Source organism: Sphingomonas sp. GW821-FHT09E03 (genome assembly GCF_059416225.1).
Map to the genome: position 1 here is coordinate 55,117 of NZ_JBWKOS010000002.1, position 17,025 is coordinate 72,141.

The 17,025-nt window shown below is 67.2% G+C and carries 17 protein-coding genes; 13 read left to right on the forward strand and 4 right to left on the reverse strand.

The genetic code is table 11. From position 1 onward, the window contains the following. Nucleotides 1–66: 66 nt before the first annotated feature. Nucleotides 67–1,395 (reverse strand): MFS transporter, encoded by a 1,329-nt coding sequence (locus AC07M8_RS04465; RefSeq protein ID WP_495173205.1) that lies wholly within the window; start codon nt 1,393–1,395, stop codon nt 67–69. 114 nt (nt 1,396–1,509) lie between these two features. Between AC07M8_RS04465 and cyoA the strand changes: the two genes are divergently transcribed. From cyoA to AC07M8_RS04520, 11 genes are all read left to right on the forward strand, one after another. Next, the gene (gene cyoA, locus AC07M8_RS04470; protein WP_495173206.1) at nt 1,510–2,652 is read left to right on the forward strand and encodes a ubiquinol oxidase subunit II; all 1,143 of its coding nucleotides are present in this window, start codon (nt 1,510–1,512) and stop codon (nt 2,650–2,652) included. Between the two features lie 15 nt (nt 2,653–2,667). Then, the gene (cyoB, locus tag AC07M8_RS04475; protein ID WP_495173207.1) at nt 2,668–4,668 is read left to right on the forward strand and encodes a cytochrome o ubiquinol oxidase subunit I; all 2,001 of its coding nucleotides are present in this window, start codon (nt 2,668–2,670) and stop codon (nt 4,666–4,668) included. A gap of 4 nt (nt 4,669–4,672) precedes the next feature. Continuing rightward, complete coding sequence (cyoC, locus tag AC07M8_RS04480) at nt 4,673–5,305, forward strand: cytochrome o ubiquinol oxidase subunit III (RefSeq protein ID WP_495173208.1); 633 nt, start codon at nt 4,673–4,675, stop codon at nt 5,303–5,305. Further along, a complete protein-coding gene (gene cyoD, locus AC07M8_RS04485) occupies nt 5,302–5,733 on the forward strand; it encodes a cytochrome o ubiquinol oxidase subunit IV (protein ID WP_495173209.1) in 432 nt (143 codons plus the stop codon). The genes cyoC and cyoD overlap by 4 nt, the downstream gene beginning before the upstream one ends. A gap of 22 nt (nt 5,734–5,755) precedes the next feature. Further along, nucleotides 5,756–6,445, forward strand: coding sequence for an SURF1 family protein (locus AC07M8_RS04490; RefSeq protein WP_495173210.1), 690 nt, complete (start codon nt 5,756–5,758; stop codon nt 6,443–6,445). Nucleotides 6,446–6,520: 75 nt separating this feature from the next. Beyond that, entirely contained in the window at nt 6,521–7,819 is a 1,299-nt protein-coding gene (locus AC07M8_RS04495; RefSeq protein WP_495173211.1) for an ATP-binding protein, read from the forward strand. Continuing rightward, nucleotides 7,816–8,391, forward strand: a complete 576-nt coding sequence (locus AC07M8_RS04500; RefSeq protein WP_495173212.1) for a response regulator transcription factor — start codon at nt 7,816–7,818, stop codon at nt 8,389–8,391. Before AC07M8_RS04495 ends, AC07M8_RS04500 begins: the two co-directional genes overlap by 4 nt. Nucleotides 8,392–8,449: 58 nt before the next feature. Further along, nucleotides 8,450–9,793, forward strand: a complete 1,344-nt coding sequence (locus AC07M8_RS04505) for an FAD/NAD(P)-binding protein (RefSeq protein WP_495173213.1) — start codon at nt 8,450–8,452, stop codon at nt 9,791–9,793. Nucleotides 9,794–9,868: 75 nt separating this feature from the next. Beyond that, entirely contained in the window at nt 9,869–10,483 is a 615-nt protein-coding gene (locus AC07M8_RS04510) for a TetR/AcrR family transcriptional regulator (RefSeq protein WP_495173214.1), read from the forward strand. A gap of 307 nt (nt 10,484–10,790) precedes the next feature. Continuing rightward, entirely contained in the window at nt 10,791–11,183 is a 393-nt protein-coding gene (locus AC07M8_RS04515; protein ID WP_495173215.1) for a hypothetical protein, read from the forward strand. An 83-nt stretch (nt 11,184–11,266) separates the two neighbouring features. Continuing rightward, on the forward strand, nt 11,267–12,280 hold the full coding sequence (locus tag AC07M8_RS04520; protein WP_495173216.1) for a family 43 glycosylhydrolase: 1,014 nt from the start codon (nt 11,267–11,269) through the stop codon (nt 12,278–12,280). A 27-nt stretch (nt 12,281–12,307) separates the two neighbouring features. On the opposite strand, the gene AC07M8_RS04525 is transcribed toward AC07M8_RS04520, so the two are convergent. Together AC07M8_RS04525 and AC07M8_RS04530 are read right to left on the reverse strand one after the other, a co-directional pair. Beyond that, a complete protein-coding gene (locus AC07M8_RS04525; RefSeq protein WP_495173217.1) occupies nt 12,308–12,940 on the reverse strand; it encodes a 2-dehydro-3-deoxy-6-phosphogalactonate aldolase in 633 nt (210 codons plus the stop codon). Further along, the gene (locus AC07M8_RS04530) at nt 12,937–13,809 is read right to left on the reverse strand and encodes a 2-dehydro-3-deoxygalactonokinase (RefSeq protein WP_495173218.1); all 873 of its coding nucleotides are present in this window, start codon (nt 13,807–13,809) and stop codon (nt 12,937–12,939) included. The genes AC07M8_RS04525 and AC07M8_RS04530 overlap by 4 nt, the downstream gene beginning before the upstream one ends. Nucleotides 13,810–14,021: 212 nt before the next feature. Between AC07M8_RS04530 and AC07M8_RS04535 the strand changes: the two genes are divergently transcribed. Both AC07M8_RS04535 and AC07M8_RS04540 read left to right on the forward strand, forming a co-directional pair. Further along, the gene (locus AC07M8_RS04535) at nt 14,022–14,876 is read left to right on the forward strand and encodes a manganese catalase family protein (protein WP_267394776.1); all 855 of its coding nucleotides are present in this window, start codon (nt 14,022–14,024) and stop codon (nt 14,874–14,876) included. Nucleotides 14,877–14,982: 106 nt separating this feature from the next. After that, nucleotides 14,983–15,501 (forward strand): ferritin-like domain-containing protein, encoded by a 519-nt coding sequence (locus AC07M8_RS04540; RefSeq protein ID WP_495173219.1) that lies wholly within the window; start codon nt 14,983–14,985, stop codon nt 15,499–15,501. An 18-nt stretch (nt 15,502–15,519) separates the two neighbouring features. Here AC07M8_RS04540 and AC07M8_RS04545 read toward each other — a convergent pair whose 3' ends face one another. Continuing rightward, nucleotides 15,520–16,905, reverse strand: a complete 1,386-nt coding sequence (locus AC07M8_RS04545; RefSeq protein ID WP_495173220.1) for a glycoside hydrolase 5 family protein — start codon at nt 16,903–16,905, stop codon at nt 15,520–15,522. Nucleotides 16,906–17,025: the final 120 nt, after the last annotated feature.

The following is a 17,025-nucleotide window of genomic DNA, read 5'->3' on the forward strand; positions in this document are numbered from 1 at the left end:
GCTGCTTGTCCATCCCGGGTCGAGCCCGGGACGGCGGGGAGAGCCAACCACCCCTCCCCAGTCAGATCAATCCAGCCGGCGGGCGAGTTCCTTGTTGAGGCCAAGCGCCACCAGCGTGCCGACCGCACCCGAGAGCAGGTACAAGCCGGCCGCGACCAGCCCGAAGGTGTCGGCAAGCAGCAGCGCCGCGAGCGGCGCAAAGCCGGCACCGAACAGCCAGGCAAGGTCCGAGGTCAGCGCCGCGCCGGTGTAGCGCGCGCCCTTGGGGAAGTTGCTGGTCACCGCGCCCGACGACTGGCCGAACGACAGGCCGAGCAGGACGAAGCCGGCGATCATGAACGCGAGTTCGCCCTTGTCGCCACCGTTGAGCAGCAGCGGCGCGACGAAGCCGAACACCGCGATGCCCGCGGCGGTGTAGCCGAGCAGCGAGCGGCGGCCGATCCGGTCGGCGAGCATGCCCGAGACGACGATCGCACCAAGGCCGAACAGCGCGCCGACCATCTCGATCAGCAGGAAGCGGGTCGGGTCCTCGCGGGTGAACAGGTTGATCCACGACAACGGGAACACCGTGACCATGTGGAACAGGGCAAAGCTGGCGAGCGGCGCGAAGGCGCCGATCACGATGTTGCTCCACTGCGACTTGATCGTCGCGCCGACCGGCGAGGGGGTCAGCTCGCGGGTCTTAAACAGCTGGGTATATTCCGGCGTCACGACGATGCGCAGGCGGGCGAACAGCGCCACCACGTTAAGCGCGAAGGCGACGAAGAACGGGTAGCGCCAGCCCCAATACAGAAAGTCGGCCGGCGGCAGCAGGCCGTGGAAGAAGGCGAACAGGCCGCTCGCGACGAGCAGGCCGAGCGGGGCGCCGAGCTGCGGCACCATCGCATACCAGCCGCGCTTGCCCTCGGGCGCGTTGAGCGCGAGCAGCGAGGCAAGGCCATCCCACGCGCCGCCGAGCGCGAGGCCCTGGCCGATGCGCAGCAGCGCCAGCACCACCGCGGAGGCGTGGCCGATCTGGCCGTAGGTCGGCAGGAAGGCGAGCGACACGGTGGAGGTGCCGAGCAGGAACAGCGCGATCGTCAGCTTGGTGCCGCGGCCGTGCTTGCGATCGATCGCCATGAAGATTTGGGTGCCGATCGGGCGGGCGATGAACGCCAGCGGGAACAGCGCGAACGACCACAGGGTGCCGGTAACCCGATCGAGATAAGGGAACACCACCTGCGGGAACACCAGCACCGAGGCGATGGCGTAGACGAAGAAGTCGAAGAACTCGGACGTGCGACCGATGATCACGCCGATCGCGATCTCGCCGGGACGGACGTCACGGTGGCCATCGGCATACATCGAGCGGACATCCTGTTCCGCCGTGGCGGACGAGGCGATGGCCTGGTTCATAAAAACATACTTCTCCGATCGTTCCGCTTTGCCTCTAGAAGCGGTAGGAGGACGACGGGATAGGACAAATTGTCCTATTTCGCACTTGCACAACGGACCGTAGCTCGCCGCGACATGCCCCGATTCTTTGACCCTCGCCGCGCGCTCGCGGCAACCGCCCTGGCCGCCCCGCTGATACTGGGCGGCTGCAACTGGGTGGTGATGAACCCAGCCGGCGACGTCGCCCGCCAGCAGGCCGACCTCATCCTGTGGTCGACCGCGCTGATGCTGCTGATCGTCATTCCCGTGCTGATCATGACCGGGGTGTTCGCCTGGCGCTACCGCGCCGGCAACAAGGAAGCCGAGTATCAGCCCGACTGGGATCATTCCACCGGCCTCGAGCTGGTGATCTGGTCGATGCCGCTGCTGATCATCATCGCGCTCGGCGCGCTGACCTGGCTCGCGACCCACACGCTCGATCCCTATCGCCCGCTGTCGCGCACCGGCCCCGGCAAGCTCGTCGCCGCCGGCGTCAAGCCGCTCGAGGTCGATGTCGTCTCGCTCGACTGGAAGTGGCTGTTCATCTACCCCGAGCAGGGCATCGCCACCGTCAATTCGCTGGTGCTGCCGGTGGATCGCCCGGTGCACTTCCGGATGTCGTCGTCGTCGGTGATGAACGCCTTCTACATCCCCGCAATGGCGGGGATGGTCTACACCATGCCCGGCATGGAGACGCAGCTGCATGCGGTGATCAACAAGGCCGGCCGTTACGAGGGTCTGTCGTCCAACTACAGCGGCGCCGGCTTCTCGGGCATGCACTTCTGGACCGATGCGGTCGACGACGCCGGCTTCAACGCCTGGGTGGAGCGGGTGCGCGGCACCCCGGGTCGCCTCACGGCCGACGACTACCTCGAGCTGTCCAAGCCGAGCGAGAATGTGCCGGTGATCAACTACGCCACCGTCGAGCCGACGCTGTTCAAGAAGATCGTCGAGCAGTGCGTGCGCCCGGGCCAGACCTGCATGAGCCAGACCATGGCGCATGATATGAAGGACATGGGCAGCCACGCGCCGATCAACGACAGTGCGGTTCGTCCTGGCGAAGCCAAGGGGGCGATCAACAAGACGCCCGCGGAAAAGGGCAGCAGCCCGCACCGCAACGCGCCGCACGACCTTAACAACGCCCCCGGCAGCACCAATCCCGGCGACGCCGCCAACCGCAACATGTCGAGCCTCGACCGTCCGGCCCTGCCCGGCACGGTCGCGACCGCCCGCTCGTAAGGGCCGAACCAGATCATGTCCGATACCTTGTTAAAGACCATCTTCGGGCGAATGACGCTCGAAAGCTTCCCGATCCACGAGCCGATCCTCATCGCCACCTTCGCCGGTGTTGCGGTGGGGGGCGTCGCGCTGCTCGGGCTGCTCACCTACTTCCGCGTCTGGGGCTATCTCTGGAAGGAATGGTTCACCAGCGTCGATCACAAGCGGATCGGCGCGATGTACATGGTGCTCGGCATCGTCATGCTGCTGCGCGGCTTTGCCGACGCACTGATGATGCGCGCCCAGCAATCGATGGCATTCGGTGACAACCAGGGCTTCCTGCCCGCGCATCACTATGACCAGGTGTTCACCGCCCATGGCGTGATCATGATCTTCTTCGTGGCGATGCCGCTGGTCACCGGCCTGATGAACTTCGTGGTGCCGCTGCAGATCGGCGCACGCGACGTCTCCTTCCCGTTCCTCAACAACTTCAGCTTCTGGATGACGGTCGCCGGCGCGATGCTGGTGATGGCGAGCCTGTTCATCGGCGAGTTCGCGCGCACCGGCTGGCTGGCGATGGCCCCCCTCTCGGGGCTCGATTACTCGCCCGATGTGGGTGTCGACTATTACATCTGGGCGCTGCAGATCGCGGGCGTCGGCACGCTGCTGTCGGGCGTCAACCTGCTCGCCACCATCGTCAAGATGCGCGCGCCGGGCATGACCCTGATGAAGATGCCGATCTTCACCTGGGCCGCGCTCACCACCAACGTGCTGATCGTCGCCGCCTTCCCGATCCTCACCGCGGTGCTGGCGATGCTCAGCCTCGATCGGTACGTCGGCACCAACTTCTTCACCAACACCCTTGGTGGCAATCCGATGATGTACACCAACATGATCTGGATCTGGGGTCATCCGGAAGTGTACATCCTGATTCTGCCGGCGTTCGGCGTGTTCTCGGAAGTCGTCTCCACCTTCTCCAGCAAGCGGCTCTTCGGCTATACGTCGATGGTCTACGCGCTGCTGGTGATCTGCATCCTCTCCTACCTCGTCTGGCTGCACCACTTCTTCACCATGGGCTCGGGCGCGAGCGTGAACTCGTTCTTCGGGATCACGACGATGATCATCTCCATCCCCACGGGGGCGAAGATCTTCAACTGGCTGTTCACCATGTACAAGGGGCGGATCCGCTACGAGCTGCCGATGATGTGGGCCGTCGCCTTCATCTTCACCTTTGCGATCGGCGGCATGACCGGCGTGATGCTCGCAGTGCCTCCGGCCGACTTCGTGCTCCACAACTCGCTGTTCCTGGTCGCGCACTTCCACAACGTGATTATCGGCGGCGTGGTGTTCGGCATGTTCGCCGGGATCAACTACTGGTTCCCCAAGGCGTTCGGCTTCAAGCTCGACAAGTTCTGGGGCACGATCAGCTTCTGGTGCTGGGTGGTCGGCTTCTGGGTCGCGTTCACGCCGCTCTACATCCTGGGCTTCATGGGGGTGACGCGCCGTCTGCGCCACTTCGACGATCCCAGCCTGCAGATCTGGTTCATCATCGCCGCACTCGGCGCGTTGATCATCGCCGCCGGAATCGGTGCCTTCCTGATGCAGCTGTTCGTCAGCATCAAGAACCGCGACAAGCTCCGCGACTTCACCGGCGATCCCTGGGGCGGGCGCACGCTGGAATGGGCGACCTCGTCGCCGCCGCCGGCCTATAACTTCGCGTTCACGCCCATCGTCCACGACCTGGACGCCTGGGACGACATGAAGCAGCGCGGCCACACCCGCCCGCTGGACGGCTATCGCGCCATCCACATGCCGCGCAACACCGGCACCGGCGTGATCCTCGCCGGCCTGTCGATGGTGATCGGCATGGCGATGATCTGGTACATGTGGTGGCTCGCCATCCTCGGCTTCGTCGCGCTACTCGTCGTCGCGATCGGCCACACCTTCAACTACGACCGCGATTTCTACATCCCGGCCGAGGAGGTGACCGACACCGAAAACCGTCGCACCGCCACGCTGGCAGCGGCAGGAGTCTGACCCGATGAGCGCCACTGCGATCACGCCGCCCGGTGCCGAGGCACCGATGTTCTACGAACTCGACGAGCACCATCACGACGCCGGCGGCAGCACCATGCTGGGCTTCTGGCTGTACCTGATGAGCGACTGCCTGATCTTCGCCATGCTGTTCGCAGCCTATGGCGTCTACGGCAGCAGCTACGCCGGCGGGCCGAACCCCAAGGAGATCTTCGAGCTGCCGCTCGTGGCGGTGAACACCGCGATGCTGCTGTTCTCGTCGATCACCTATGGCTTCGCGATGATCTCGGCGGACGAGGGCAAGGTCCGCTCGACGCAGGGCTGGCTCGCGATCACCGCGGTGTTCGGCCTGTGCTTCCTCGGCATCGAGCTCTACGAATTCTCCAACCTGATCCATGAGGGCGCCGGCCCGCAGCGCTCGGCGTTCCTGTCGTCCTTCTTCACGCTGGTCGCCACCCACGGGCTCCACGTCACCTTCGGCCTGATTTGGCTGGCGACGCTGATGGTCCAGGTCGGCCGCAAGGGACTGATCGACGCCAACAAGCGCCGGCTGCAGTGCCTGTCGCTGTTCTGGCACTTCCTTGACGTCATCTGGATCGGCGTCTTCACCGTCGTTTACCTGCTCGGAGTGCTGCGATGAGCGCTGATACACCTGCCGTCCATGGCACCCACATCCGCGACGACAGCAAGGCTGGCCACGGTCACGGGCACGACGATCACGCCCATGGCGACAGCCACGCCCACGGCAGCCGCAAGAGCTACCTGATCGGCTTCGGCCTGTCGGTGATCCTCACCGCCATCCCGTTCGGGCTGGTGATGAGCGGGGCGATCGCCAACCATACGCTGGCCGCCGGCATCTGCATGGCGTTCGCGCTGGTGCAGATCGTCGTCCACATGATCTACTTCCTGCACATGAACTCCAAGTCGGAGCAGGGCTGGACGCTGATGGCGCTGATCTTCACGATCATCATCGTCGTGATCGCGCTCAGCGGATCGCTGTGGGTGATGTACCACATGAACCAGAACATGATGCCGGGCTCGGTCGCCGCCACCGACAGCGGCATGTAGCCGGTAGGCGAGGGTCGAGACGATGGCGCGGAAACTGGCCGCGGCGCTCACCCTCGCCGTCTTTCTCCTGCTGGTCGCGCTCGGCGTCTGGCAGGTTCAGCGGCTCGGCTGGAAGCGGGCGCTGATCGCGCAGACCGAGCGCCGCCTTGCCGCGGCACCGATTCCCGCTCCCGGGCCCGCTGCCTGGCCCCGCGTGACCCGCGACGACGTCTACACCCGGGTCACCGTCACCGGCCGGTATCGCGCCGGCGCCGATACCTTCACCCAGGCGGTGACCGAATTCGGCGGTGGCTTCTGGGTGATGACCCCGCTCGTCACCGATCGCTTCACCGTTCTCGTCAATCGTGGTTTCGTGCCGCCCGACCGGCGCAACGCGGTTGCCGCGCCCGCCGCGCCGGTGACCGTCACCGGGCTGTTGCGGATCACCGAGCCCAAGGGCGGTTTCCTGCGCAGCAACGATCCCGCCGCCGGGCGCTGGTATTCGCGCGACGTCGCCGCGATCGCCGCGGCGCGCGAATTGGGCCGGGTCGCGCCCTATTTCATCGATGCCGCCAGGGCGCCGGGCGCCACGGCCGATACCCTGCCCCGTGCAGGGCTGACGGTGGTGAGCTTCCCCAACAACCATCTCGTCTATGCGCTGACCTGGTTCGGCATGGCGGCGCTGCTCGCGTTCATGGCGCTGCGAGCGGTTCGGAGCCGGGCGAAGAATTAACCCCGCCGGCCGATCATTCCGCGCCAAGGTGGTGGCGGGATGACGCCGTGACGGCCTTGCTCTAAGAGCTCACCGATGAGGCCGATCGCCGCCCTTGCCGCCGCCGGATCGAACCCGATCGATGCCGGGCGGCGCAACCTGCTGCTGCTGATCCAGCTGCGCTGGCTGGCGGTGGGTGGCCAGCTTGCCGCGATCCTCGCGGTGCGCTTCGGCCTCGGCATCGCGCTGCCGATCGGGCCGATGCTGCTGCCGCTGGCGCTGCTGGTCGCGCTCAACGTGCTCGCGACGATCGCGCTAAGCCGGCCGCCGATCACCAATGTCCAGCTGTTCGCCTCCCTGCTGGTCGATGTCGGCTGCCTCACCGCGCAACTGTTCCTGAGCGGCGGGGTCACCAACCCGTTCGTGACGCTCTACCTGCTCCAGGTGGTGCTCGGCGCGGTGCTGCTCGAGGCATGGTCGAGCTGGGCACTGGTGGTACTGACCAGCGCGATTTTCGCGGGTCTCGCGGTCGTCAACCTGCCGCTGCCGCTGCCCCCCCACCTCGCCACCATCCTGTCGGGCCCCTATGTGTTCGGCAGCTGGTTCAACTTCACCCTGGCCGCGGTGCTGCTGGTACTGTTCGTGACCCGGGTCGCGCACAATCTGCGCGCGCGCGACGCGCATGTCGCCGCGCTCCGCCAGCAGGCTGCCGAGGAGGAGCATATCGTCCGCATGGGGCTGCTCGCGAGCGGCGCCGCGCACGAGTTGGCAACGCCGCTCGCCTCGCTGTCGGTGATCCTTGGTGATTGGCGCAACGAGCCCGCGGTGGCGGGCACGCCGCATCTCGCCGCCGAGGTGGACGAGATGCGCACCGAGGTGGCGCGGTGCAAGGAGATCCTCGGCGGCATCCTGTTCGCCGCCGGCGAGGTGACCGGCGAGGCGCCGGCGCGCACGACGCTGCAGCGGTTCATCGCCAATCTCGTCACCACCTGGCGCCGGACCCACCCCGATGCGGTGCGGGTCGAGGACCGGATCGGCACCGACCTGCCGATCGTCGCCGATCGCGCGCTCGAGCAGGCGCTCACCAACCTGCTCGACAATGCGCTCGAGGCGGCGGCGGACCGGATCGTCCTGGTTGTCGAGCGCGACGGCGGCACGCTGGTGCTCACCGTCCATGACAATGGCTCGGGCTTCGCCGACACCATCCTCGCCAATCTCGGCAAGCCGTATCAGAGCAGCAAGCAGCGCCGCGGCGCCGGGCTCGGCCTGTTCCTGTCCACCAACGTGCTGCGCACGCTCGGCGGCACGCTGTCGGCACGCAATCTCACCGCGGGCGGCGCCGAGGTGCAGATGCGCGTGCCGCTCGCCACCATCGCCCCGGATGATCGCCGATGACCGATGACCCCGCGCTCCCGCCTGCTTCGCCCTTGGCCGCCGAGCCCCCGCGCCGCCTGCTGGTGATCGAGGATGACGCCGTGCTCGCCCGCACGCTGGCGCGCTCGTTCGAACGGCGCGGCTATGCGGTCGAAATGCTCCCCAGTCCCGATCGTCTTGCCGAGGTCGCTCAGGCCTTCGCGCCGCACTTCGCCGTGGTCGATCTGCGGCTAGGCGGCGCCTCCGGTCTAACCTGCGTGGAGCTGCTCCACGCTGCCGACCCGGCGATGTGCATCGTCGTGCTGACCGGTTTCGCCAGCATCGCCACCGCGGTGGAGGCGATCAAGCTCGGCGCCACTAACTATCTGACCAAACCTGCCAACACCGATGACATCGAGGCCGCCTTCGCCCGCGTCGAGGGCGATGCAGACGCCCAATTGTCACTGCACCCGACCTCGATCAAGACGCTCGAATGGGAGCATATCCACCAGACGCTGGCGGACACCGGCTTCAACATCTCCGAGGCGGCGCGCCGGCTGGGCATGCACCGCCGCACCCTGGCGCGCAAACTCGACAAGCGGCACATGTCGTGACCGCCCACGGAAAGACACGCATGCCTCCGTTGTCCGTCCTCTTGCCGGCCGCCGCACGATGATCCGCCACGTCGCGATCATCGGCGCCGGTTTCTCGGGCACGCTCCAGGCGATCAACCTGCTTCGCCACGACGGCCCGAGCGCAACGCTAATTGAATGTGGCCCGACGCCGGGCAAGGGGCTGGCTTATGGCGCCGCCCACCCCAGCCACCTGCTCAACGTCCGCGCCGCCAACATGAGCGCCTTCCCCGACGATCCGGCGCATTTCGTCCGCTGGCTGGAGGCACGCGGCGTTGCCGAGGCCGCGAGCGCGTTCGTGCCGCGGATGGTCTATGGCGAGTATCTGAGCGAGTTGCTCGCGGCCGCGCAGGCGCGCTGGGGCAGCCGGCTCGAGTTGGTGCGCGGCGAGGCGGTGGATATCGGCCCGGGCGAAGAGGTGAGGCTCGCCGACGGTCGGCGCATCGCCGCCGACGCGATCGTGCTCGCGGTCGGCAACCTGCCGCCGCATGATCCGCCCGGCCTCGACGCCGCGGCGCTGTCGCCCACCTGCTACAAGGGAGATCCCTGGGCGGCAGATGTCGCCGACGGGCTCGGCCCCGACGACACGGTGCTGGTGATCGGCACCGGGCTGACGATGGTCGACGTCACGCTGATGCTCGACGCGCGCGGCTTTGCCGGCCGGATCGTCGCGCTGTCGCGACGCGGTCTGCTGCCGCGGCGGCACGCGCCGGCGACGCCCTGGCACAAGATCGCCGAGCGGCCGGCGACAGTCGCCTCGGCGCTGGTGCACACCGTGCGCGCGCGCAGCGAGGCGGTGGACTGGCGCAACGCCGTCGACGAACTGCGCCCTTATACCCAGGCGATGTGGGCCAACGCCAGCGAGGCGGAGCGCGCCCGCTTCCTGCGTCACCTGCGGCCGTGGTGGGATGTCCATCGCCACCGGCTCGCCCCCGCGGTCGCCGACCGGCTTGAGGCGATGACCGCCAGCGGCCGACTCGAGGTGGTCGCCGGCAAGACGCTGTCCTTCACCGAGCAAGCCGGTGGTGTCGACCTCGCCTGGCGCCCGCGCGGCGCCGAGTCGGCGGCACGACTGAACGTCACCCGGATCATCAACTGCACCGGGCCGCAGGGCGACCTAAACCGCACCACCGCGCCGCTGCTGCGCGCGCTCGCCACCCGCGGCCTCATCCGCCCCGATGCCGCGCACCTCGGCATCGATGTCACCGGCGACGCCCAGGTGATCGGCACCGATGGCACCGCCAGCGCCTGCGTGTACGCACTGGGACCGATGACCCGCGGCGGTTTCTGGGAGATCGTCGCGGTGCCTGATATCCGCACGCAGACTTGGAATGTCGCGCGGCGCCTGTCCAACGCCCATTGGGTCGAGGGCGAAGGACTCTAGGCCGGACTCAGCGACTTAGGCTAAGCCCGCGCCGCAACTGGACTTTTCGCGCGCTGCCACTATGTACCGTTCAGTATGGATAGCGTTTGTGCCACCGCGGCTCCCCGCGGCCGACCCCGCGAGTTCAACCCCGACGACGCCCTGGCGGCGGCGCTGCGGGTGTTCTGGCGCAACGGCTATGAGGCGGCGTCCATGGCGGAACTGACCGCCGAGATGGGGATCACCAAGCCTAGCCTCTATGCCGCGTTCGGCAACAAGGAGGCCTTGTTCCACAAGGCGCTCGACCTCTACGAGCGCGAGAAGCTCGCCTATATGCGCTCGGCGCTCGAGGCGCCGACTGCGCGCGGCGTCGCCGAGCGGCTGCTGCGCGGCTCGCTGGCGGTGCAGTCCAGCAGCTGCGATCCCAAGGGCTGCCTCGGTGTGATCAGCACCACCGCCTGCGGTGTCGAGGCCGAGCCGATCAAGGCCGAGGTGATGAAGCGCCGCGCATCGTCGCAGGAGGCGCTGATCGCCCGGTTCCAGCAGGCGGTCGACGCCGGCGAGGTGCCTGACCATCTCACCGCCACGGCGCTGGCGCGCTATCTGTTTGCGCTGCTGCAGGGGCTGGCGATCCAGGGCGGCTCGGGCGCGACCTGCGCCGAACTCGGTCAGCTGGTCGAAACCAGCCTCGCGGTGTGGCCGACCAAATAATCTTTGCAGGAAAATACCGACCGGTATAGAAACTGGTTGACGGAAGAGCCGGCCCTTTTATATACCGCTTGGTATTGAAGCCGGATCCGAGGTGGAGCCGACAGTGGCAGGGGACCCCCGCCCATGAAGCAACCGATCGATTGATCCGGATCGTGCGGCGCTGAGCCGCACCCTCTTACGCTCAACACACCGACTGCAGAGGCCGTGAAGGCAGCTGGTCGTCGGCGACATAACTCACCGACGACCGGCTAACCGCAGGCGAGGGCCAGCGACAGGTGCCGTGCGTTCAAGCACTTGGGGACTAAGCATGGCCTATCTCGATCTCGACAACATGTTCGCCGCGCCCGCCGGCAGCCGCAGTGGCGTTGCCGCCAAGGTTCAGACCGGCTTCTCGGCGCTCGAGTGGAGCGTGATCGCGCTGGCCAAGCGCGACGGGCTCGGCAGCCTTGGCCAGCCGGGCAAGGTGTCGCGGGCGATCCGCAGCCTGTTCGGCATCGGCACCGCCTCGCGCCTCGCCGACCAGCGGCTCGAGGCGTTGCGTCGCCTCGCCGTCCACGCCTGGCACCGTGGCTTTGCACTGCCGACCACCGAGATCCACCGCTTCATCGCCGCGGGCTTCAGCGAGGCGCAGATCGAGACGCTGGTGGTCAGCGTCACCGGCCTGCGTGCCGGGGGCGCGCAGCACGGTACTGCCGCGTAATGACGCAAGGTTGCCGATTGTAACCGCCCGGGCGCGTCACTAGGGCTCTCCGCACAATAGGAGAGACGAGGATGCGCCGAGCCATGTTGGGCATCACCGCGCTGGTGATGCTGCCGTCGTCGCTGGCGGCCACCGACCGATCGCCCGCGGGTGGCGCCCACAATCCGGTGTTCGCCGGTGCCGATCCGCATATCGCCGTCGCCTGCGGCCGCTACTGGATCTACCCGACCAATGCGGTGGATCCCGGCAACGGCTTCGTCGCCAGCCGCTTCTATGCCTATTCGTCCGCCGATCTCCAGCGCTGGACGCGATCCGCGCCACTGATCGACATCGCCTCGATCAAGTGGATCGGCGATGACGGTGCGCGCGAGCATTTCCTGTGGGCACCCGGGCTGGCGGTGCGCGGCGGCCGCTATTTCCTTTATTACTCGGTCGGACCGCAAAACCCGACCCCGAGCCGTCTCGGCGTGGCGGTGAGCGATTCGCCCGCCGGCCCGTTTATTGACAGCGGCGCGCCGCTGCTGACCGGTGGCAATGGGTTCGAGGCGATCGACCCGATGACCTTCGTCGATCCGGCGAGCGGAAAAGCCTATCTCTATGCGGGCGGCAGCGCCGGCGCGACGCTGCGGGTGTTCGAACTTGCCGCGGACATGGTCCATATCGCCCGCGAGATCCCGGTACAAACCCCGCCGGGTTTCACCGAAGGCGCGTTCATGCACGTGCGCAACGGCGTTTATTATCTCTCGTACAGCCACGGCCGCTGGAACGATGCGACCTATTCGGTGCGCTATGCCACTGCGCCGTCACCGACCGGACCATGGCACTATCGCGGCGCGATCCTCACCAGCGACGCCACCCATCAGGGCCCGGGGCATCATTCGTTCGCCCAAGATCCCGCCAACGGCGCCTGGATCATCGCTTATCATCGCTGGGAACAGCGCAGCCGCACCGGCCCGTTCACCGGCGTCCGCCAGACCGCCGTGCAGACGATCAGCTACGCACGCGACGGCACGATCCGGCCGATCCGCATCAGCGACACCACGCCGCCGCCGATGCCGCTGCCAGCGGCGCAGCCGGGCGAGCATTGCCCCGGCTGAGCCCGATCGGCGCAGCGGCCGGCCGCTTCAGCCCTGCGGCTGATCCTTAAGCGCGGCGACGAAGGCGCGGGCCGCCTCGCCCACCTGAGCGGCGGTCGCCCCGACCTTGTACAACGCCGAGCCGAGCCCGAAGCCGTTGGCGCCCGCGGCCAGCCACGGCGTCATGTTGGTCGGCGCGACGCCGCCGACGATCAGGATCGGCAAGTCCTTGGGCAGCACCGCGCGCTGCGCCTTGAGCACGCCGGGGGTCGCCGCCTCGGCCGGGAACAGCTTGAGCGCAGTGGCGCCCGCGGCGATCGCGGCAAAACCCTCGGACGGGGTGAAATAGCCCGGCATCGAGATCATCCCCGCCGCCGCGGTCGCCGCGATTACCTCGACGTTGGTGTTGGGCGAGATCACCAGCTGGCCACCGACGCCCTGCACCCGCGCGACATCCTCGACGCGCAGCACCGTGCCGGCGCCGATCAGCGCGCGGCCGCCAAGCCGCTTCTCCAGCTTTTCGATGCTCGCGAACGGATCGGGCGAGTTGAGCGGCACCTCGATCAGGGTGAAGCCTGCCTCAACCAGCTCGTCGCCGATCGCCTCTACCTCGTCGGGGCGGACCCCGCGCAGGATCGCGACCAGCGGGCAGGCGGCAAAGGCAGTGGCGAAATCGATCATCGGGCAAGCTCCCACAGACGGGTAATTCCGGCGAGGAAGGCGGCATGGCTGTCAACCAGCGTCGAACTACCCCCTGCCCCCACGATCGCCGCGGCATAAAGGCTGCCGAGCATCGGGTCGGCCAGCAGATGGACATGGCCGCCGCCGCTGGCAAGCCGGGCGCGGCAATCGCTGCCGATCAGCAGACCACTGACGTAAGCGGCGGCATCGGCATCGTTGCGCAAGCCGAGCAGGCTCGCCGGCCGCACGCCGAACAATTGGGCGAGCAGATCGCCCTTGGCGGAATCGGCGACGCCATCCCGGAATGCCGTACCATCAGTCACCGTGCCGGTCATCGCCGCGCCGATCAGCGCATGGCGCTGGAGCAGCGCGAACAGCTCGCCGGTCATCGCGGTGGTGAAGTCGACCAGGACGCCGCCGTCGATCCGGGCCCACTTATTGTGAGTGCCCGGTTGGCAGAGCAGCCCGTCCGCCGGCACCAGACCGCCCGCCACCGCACCGAGGAACTGTACCTCCTCGCCGCGCATCACGTCGCCGCGGCCATCGGCGACGCGGCTGACCCCGGGCACGATGGCGACGCCGTCGATCGGCCGCACCAGCTGCGCGGCGAGCGCCTCGAGCGTTGCCGGGCAGCGGACATAGCCCGCATCCACCCAGCCGCGGTTCGAACCGACCATGCCGGCAAGCAGCATCCGCGCACCGCCAAGCCGCGCCGCCAGCGCCTGCGCCTCGGCGGCGAAGCCTCCGGCCGGAACACTGAGGATGCCGAGGCCGTCGCGCTCGGTCTGGATCACGGCACCATCCTCGATCAGATAGGCGCGGCGGTTGGTCGTACCCCAGTCGACCGCGATGAAAGGTTCGTAGCTCACGCAGCGCGCCTACAGCAGGTTGCGGACCAGCACCATGATCCGGTGCGACGGGCGGTACGCTTTCCGGTCGACCGCGCTCGGCCGTGCCGGCCGCCAACTATCTCATTGATCTGCGTTTACCATGTGACGATTGTCGGCAAACATGCGCGAAGCAACGCGTTGCAGCCCCAACATCATCGAACAGGTGATGCGGCATAACGCAGGACTTTATCATGTATTATCACGACAAGAGACTGCAATACCCAGTCCAAGTGACTGAGCCCGATCCTGCGTTCGCGCGGATGCTGCAACAGGCAATCGGTGGCGTCGAAGGCGAAATCCGCGTCTGCATGCAATATTTCTTCCAGGCATGGGGCAATCGCGCGCCGACCACCAAATATCGCGACATGCTGCTCAACACGGCAACCGAGGAGATCGGTCACATCGAGATGCTGGCGACCGCCGTCGCGCTCAATCTCGACAAGGCGCCGGCGCATCTGCAGGAAGAGGGCGTCAAGGACAGCATCGTCGGCGCCGTGATGGGTGGCGAGAACCCGCGGCACAGCATCGAAGGCATCATCCACAAGAATCTGTTGTCGGCCGGTATGGCGGCGATGCCGATGGACTCTGACGGCGTGCCGTTCAACATGAGCCACATCTATGCCAGCGGCAATGTCGCCGCCGACATGTACTGTAACGTCGCTGCCGAGAGCACCGGCCGCGTGCTCGCGGTGCGGCTGTTCAACGCCGCGCATGACGAGGGCATGAAGAAGATGCTCCACTACATGATCGCGCGCGATACCATGCACCAGCAGCAGTGGCTCGCGGTGATCGAGGAGCTGGGCGCGGAAGCCGGCAATCTGCCGATCCCCAACAGCTTCCCACAGGACATGGAAGACCAGCAGAACAACTACAACTTCTACGTCACCTCGATCGACGGCTCCTATCCCGAAGGCGCCTGGACCTCGGGCCCGACGCCGGACGGCAAGGGCGAGTTCAGCGTGTTCCGCAACGAGCCGCTTGCCGACGAACCGATCCTCGGGCCGGCACGCCCGGACAGCGGCGCGCAGACCCAGCAGATCGGCTGACCTGACCCGGCGGCGTGCCACGCGCCGCTTCATCGCCGCCGAGGCTCCCCCGCGGGAACCTCGGCGGCGTTCATGCCTTCCACGGCAGCAATCAGAGGAATTCCTTATGCCCAGCCAGAATGACGTGCTTCAGTCGGTGTTCGTGACCGGCCTCAAGAATGCCCATGGCGTCGAGCATCAGGCGCTCGCGCTGATCGACCGCCAGCTCGATCACCTCGCCAATTATCCCGAAGTGGCCGACATGCTGCGCCATCACCGCGGCGAAACCGAGCAGCAGATCCACCGGCTCGAGGAGATCCTCGCCGGCTTCAACGAGACCCATTCGACGCTCAAGGACATCGGGCTGAGCCTGACCGGCAACCTCGCCGCGATTGCGCATGTGTTCGCGCCCGACGAGATCCTCAAAAACAGCTTCGCGAATTTCGCGTTCGAGAATTTCGAGGCGGCCGCCTACAAGTCGCTGATTACCCTCGCGGATGCCGGCAGCTTCACCAAGTGGAGCCCGCTGCTGCAGACCTCGCTCAGCGAAGAGGAAGCGATGGCCGCCTGGATCGATGGGCACAATGCGGCGCTGACACTCAAATATGTCGAGCGTCGGGCGGCAGGCGAGACCGCCAGCCACTGATCGCGGCCGGACGGCGGCTCAGCCGAGCCGCCGCACCGCCACGGCCATGTCGCTGCGCACCGGCCCCACGGTCACGCGCAGCGGCTCGTCCGCGGTGCTGGCCTCTGCCCGGCAGACGATCGTGCCGTCGCGGGTGTCGATCCCGGTGACGGCGTAGCAGCCTGCTGCGAGCCCCGGTATCGTCACCGTCATCGCCGGTGCATCGAGCCGCGGCACCAGCGTCCGCTCGGGTCCCTTGGCGTCGGTCCGCACCGCCCAGGCCACCGCCTGCGCCTCATCCCCGCAGCCGACAATCGCGACGCCGGGATCGTCGCTCAGCATCGATCCGAACAAATTGGTCCGCCTGAACTCGGTCCAGTCTATCAGCGGCAGGAAATCGGCCAGCACCCGCTGCGCCGCGCGCATCCCCGCCGTGAGCACGTGCGGGTGACGGTTGGGCCAGCGCATGCCGCCGCCGGCGCCGCCGCTCGCAAGATGCGCCCATTGGATGTGGCGGAAATATTCGTCGTCGAACGTCGCCGGCAGGGTGCGCTTGCGATCCTTGAAGGCGTGGATCGGGCCATGCTCCGAATCGAACACCGGCCGCCCCCGGCCCGCTTCATCGACCGCGGTGCGCATCAGCCGCGCCACCGCCAGCGCCGGTGCGACGGTGTCTTTGGGATCGTCGATCGTGCCATGCTCGTAGAGATGGGTATTGGCGACATCGAGCCCGGGGTGGCGGAAGATCGGCTCCACCAGCGCCGGGTGGTTGATCAGCTCGGGCCCGAACACCGACACCGTCTGCAGATTGGCATGCCCGTGCCGCTCGGTTTCATAGGCACGCAGCCACGATGAGACATCGTCGATGAACGGCATCGCCGCCGCTGGGTCGTTGCCGCCATGCGCGGGGTGCAGCTCGTTCCACAGATCCCAGGCGAACAGCGCCGGGCTGCCGCCCCAGCGATCGCTGGCGAACGCCAGCCGCCGCTTGATCGCTGCGCGCATCGCCGGGCAAGTGATCCACGTGCGCCGGCTCGCGCACGGGCCGCCGTTCTTCTGATTGTAGGGATGATCCTTCCAGCGAATCCACATGAAGAAGGTGTCGTAGGGCGTCAGCAGCACCCGCATCCCGACCCGTTCGAGCAGCACGAACAGATCGTCCCACAGCCGCACCATGTTGGGCACGAACCGCCCCGCCGGCTTCTCGAGGTAGCGATGCTCGCCGTGGCAATATTCCAGCATCAGCCGGATGCAGGTGACGCCATGATCCTTGAGCCACCACAGGTGGCGCTCCACCGCGCCAAGATCGCGGCGGCGAAACAGCGGCGCTAGATCGGGCCAGGTGACCGCATCGTTATGACCGATCGGTGTCCAGGGATCGCCCGCCTTGGTGACAAAATAGGGCAGGCCGGGGCGGGTGAGCACCCGGGGCAGCCGCGGCGGAGCATGGGACGGATCGAACGACACTGACGGTGCGCGTATCGCGATCGCGGCGCGAAGGCCATTGATACAGGTGAAGCGACGGACGCACGGCAGACCGCATCA

Coding starts and splice junctions, on each gene's coding strand:
- AC07M8_RS04540 (WP_495173219.1), top strand. CDS start 14,983: ATGCCCAGCCAGAATGACGTGCTTCAGTCGGTGTTCGTGACCGGCCTC.
- AC07M8_RS04525 (WP_495173217.1), bottom strand. CDS start 12,940: ATGATCGATTTCGCCACTGCCTTTGCCGCCTGCCCGCTGGTCGCGATC.
- cyoB (WP_495173207.1), top strand. CDS start 2,668: ATGTCCGATACCTTGTTAAAGACCATCTTCGGGCGAATGACGCTCGAA.
- AC07M8_RS04535 (WP_267394776.1), top strand. CDS start 14,022: ATGTATTATCACGACAAGAGACTGCAATACCCAGTCCAAGTGACTGAG.
- AC07M8_RS04505 (WP_495173213.1), top strand. CDS start 8,450: ATGATCCGCCACGTCGCGATCATCGGCGCCGGTTTCTCGGGCACGCTC.
- AC07M8_RS04520 (WP_495173216.1), top strand. CDS start 11,267: ATGTTGGGCATCACCGCGCTGGTGATGCTGCCGTCGTCGCTGGCGGCC.
- AC07M8_RS04500 (WP_495173212.1), top strand. CDS start 7,816: ATGACCGATGACCCCGCGCTCCCGCCTGCTTCGCCCTTGGCCGCCGAG.
- cyoA (WP_495173206.1), top strand. CDS start 1,510: ATGCCCCGATTCTTTGACCCTCGCCGCGCGCTCGCGGCAACCGCCCTG.
- cyoD (WP_495173209.1), top strand. CDS start 5,302: ATGAGCGCTGATACACCTGCCGTCCATGGCACCCACATCCGCGACGAC.
- cyoC (WP_495173208.1), top strand. CDS start 4,673: ATGAGCGCCACTGCGATCACGCCGCCCGGTGCCGAGGCACCGATGTTC.
- AC07M8_RS04490 (WP_495173210.1), top strand. CDS start 5,756: ATGGCGCGGAAACTGGCCGCGGCGCTCACCCTCGCCGTCTTTCTCCTG.
- AC07M8_RS04495 (WP_495173211.1), top strand. CDS start 6,521: ATGAGGCCGATCGCCGCCCTTGCCGCCGCCGGATCGAACCCGATCGAT.
- AC07M8_RS04510 (WP_495173214.1), top strand. CDS start 9,869: ATGGATAGCGTTTGTGCCACCGCGGCTCCCCGCGGCCGACCCCGCGAG.
- AC07M8_RS04465 (WP_495173205.1), bottom strand. CDS start 1,395: ATGAACCAGGCCATCGCCTCGTCCGCCACGGCGGAACAGGATGTCCGC.
- AC07M8_RS04515 (WP_495173215.1), top strand. CDS start 10,791: ATGGCCTATCTCGATCTCGACAACATGTTCGCCGCGCCCGCCGGCAGC.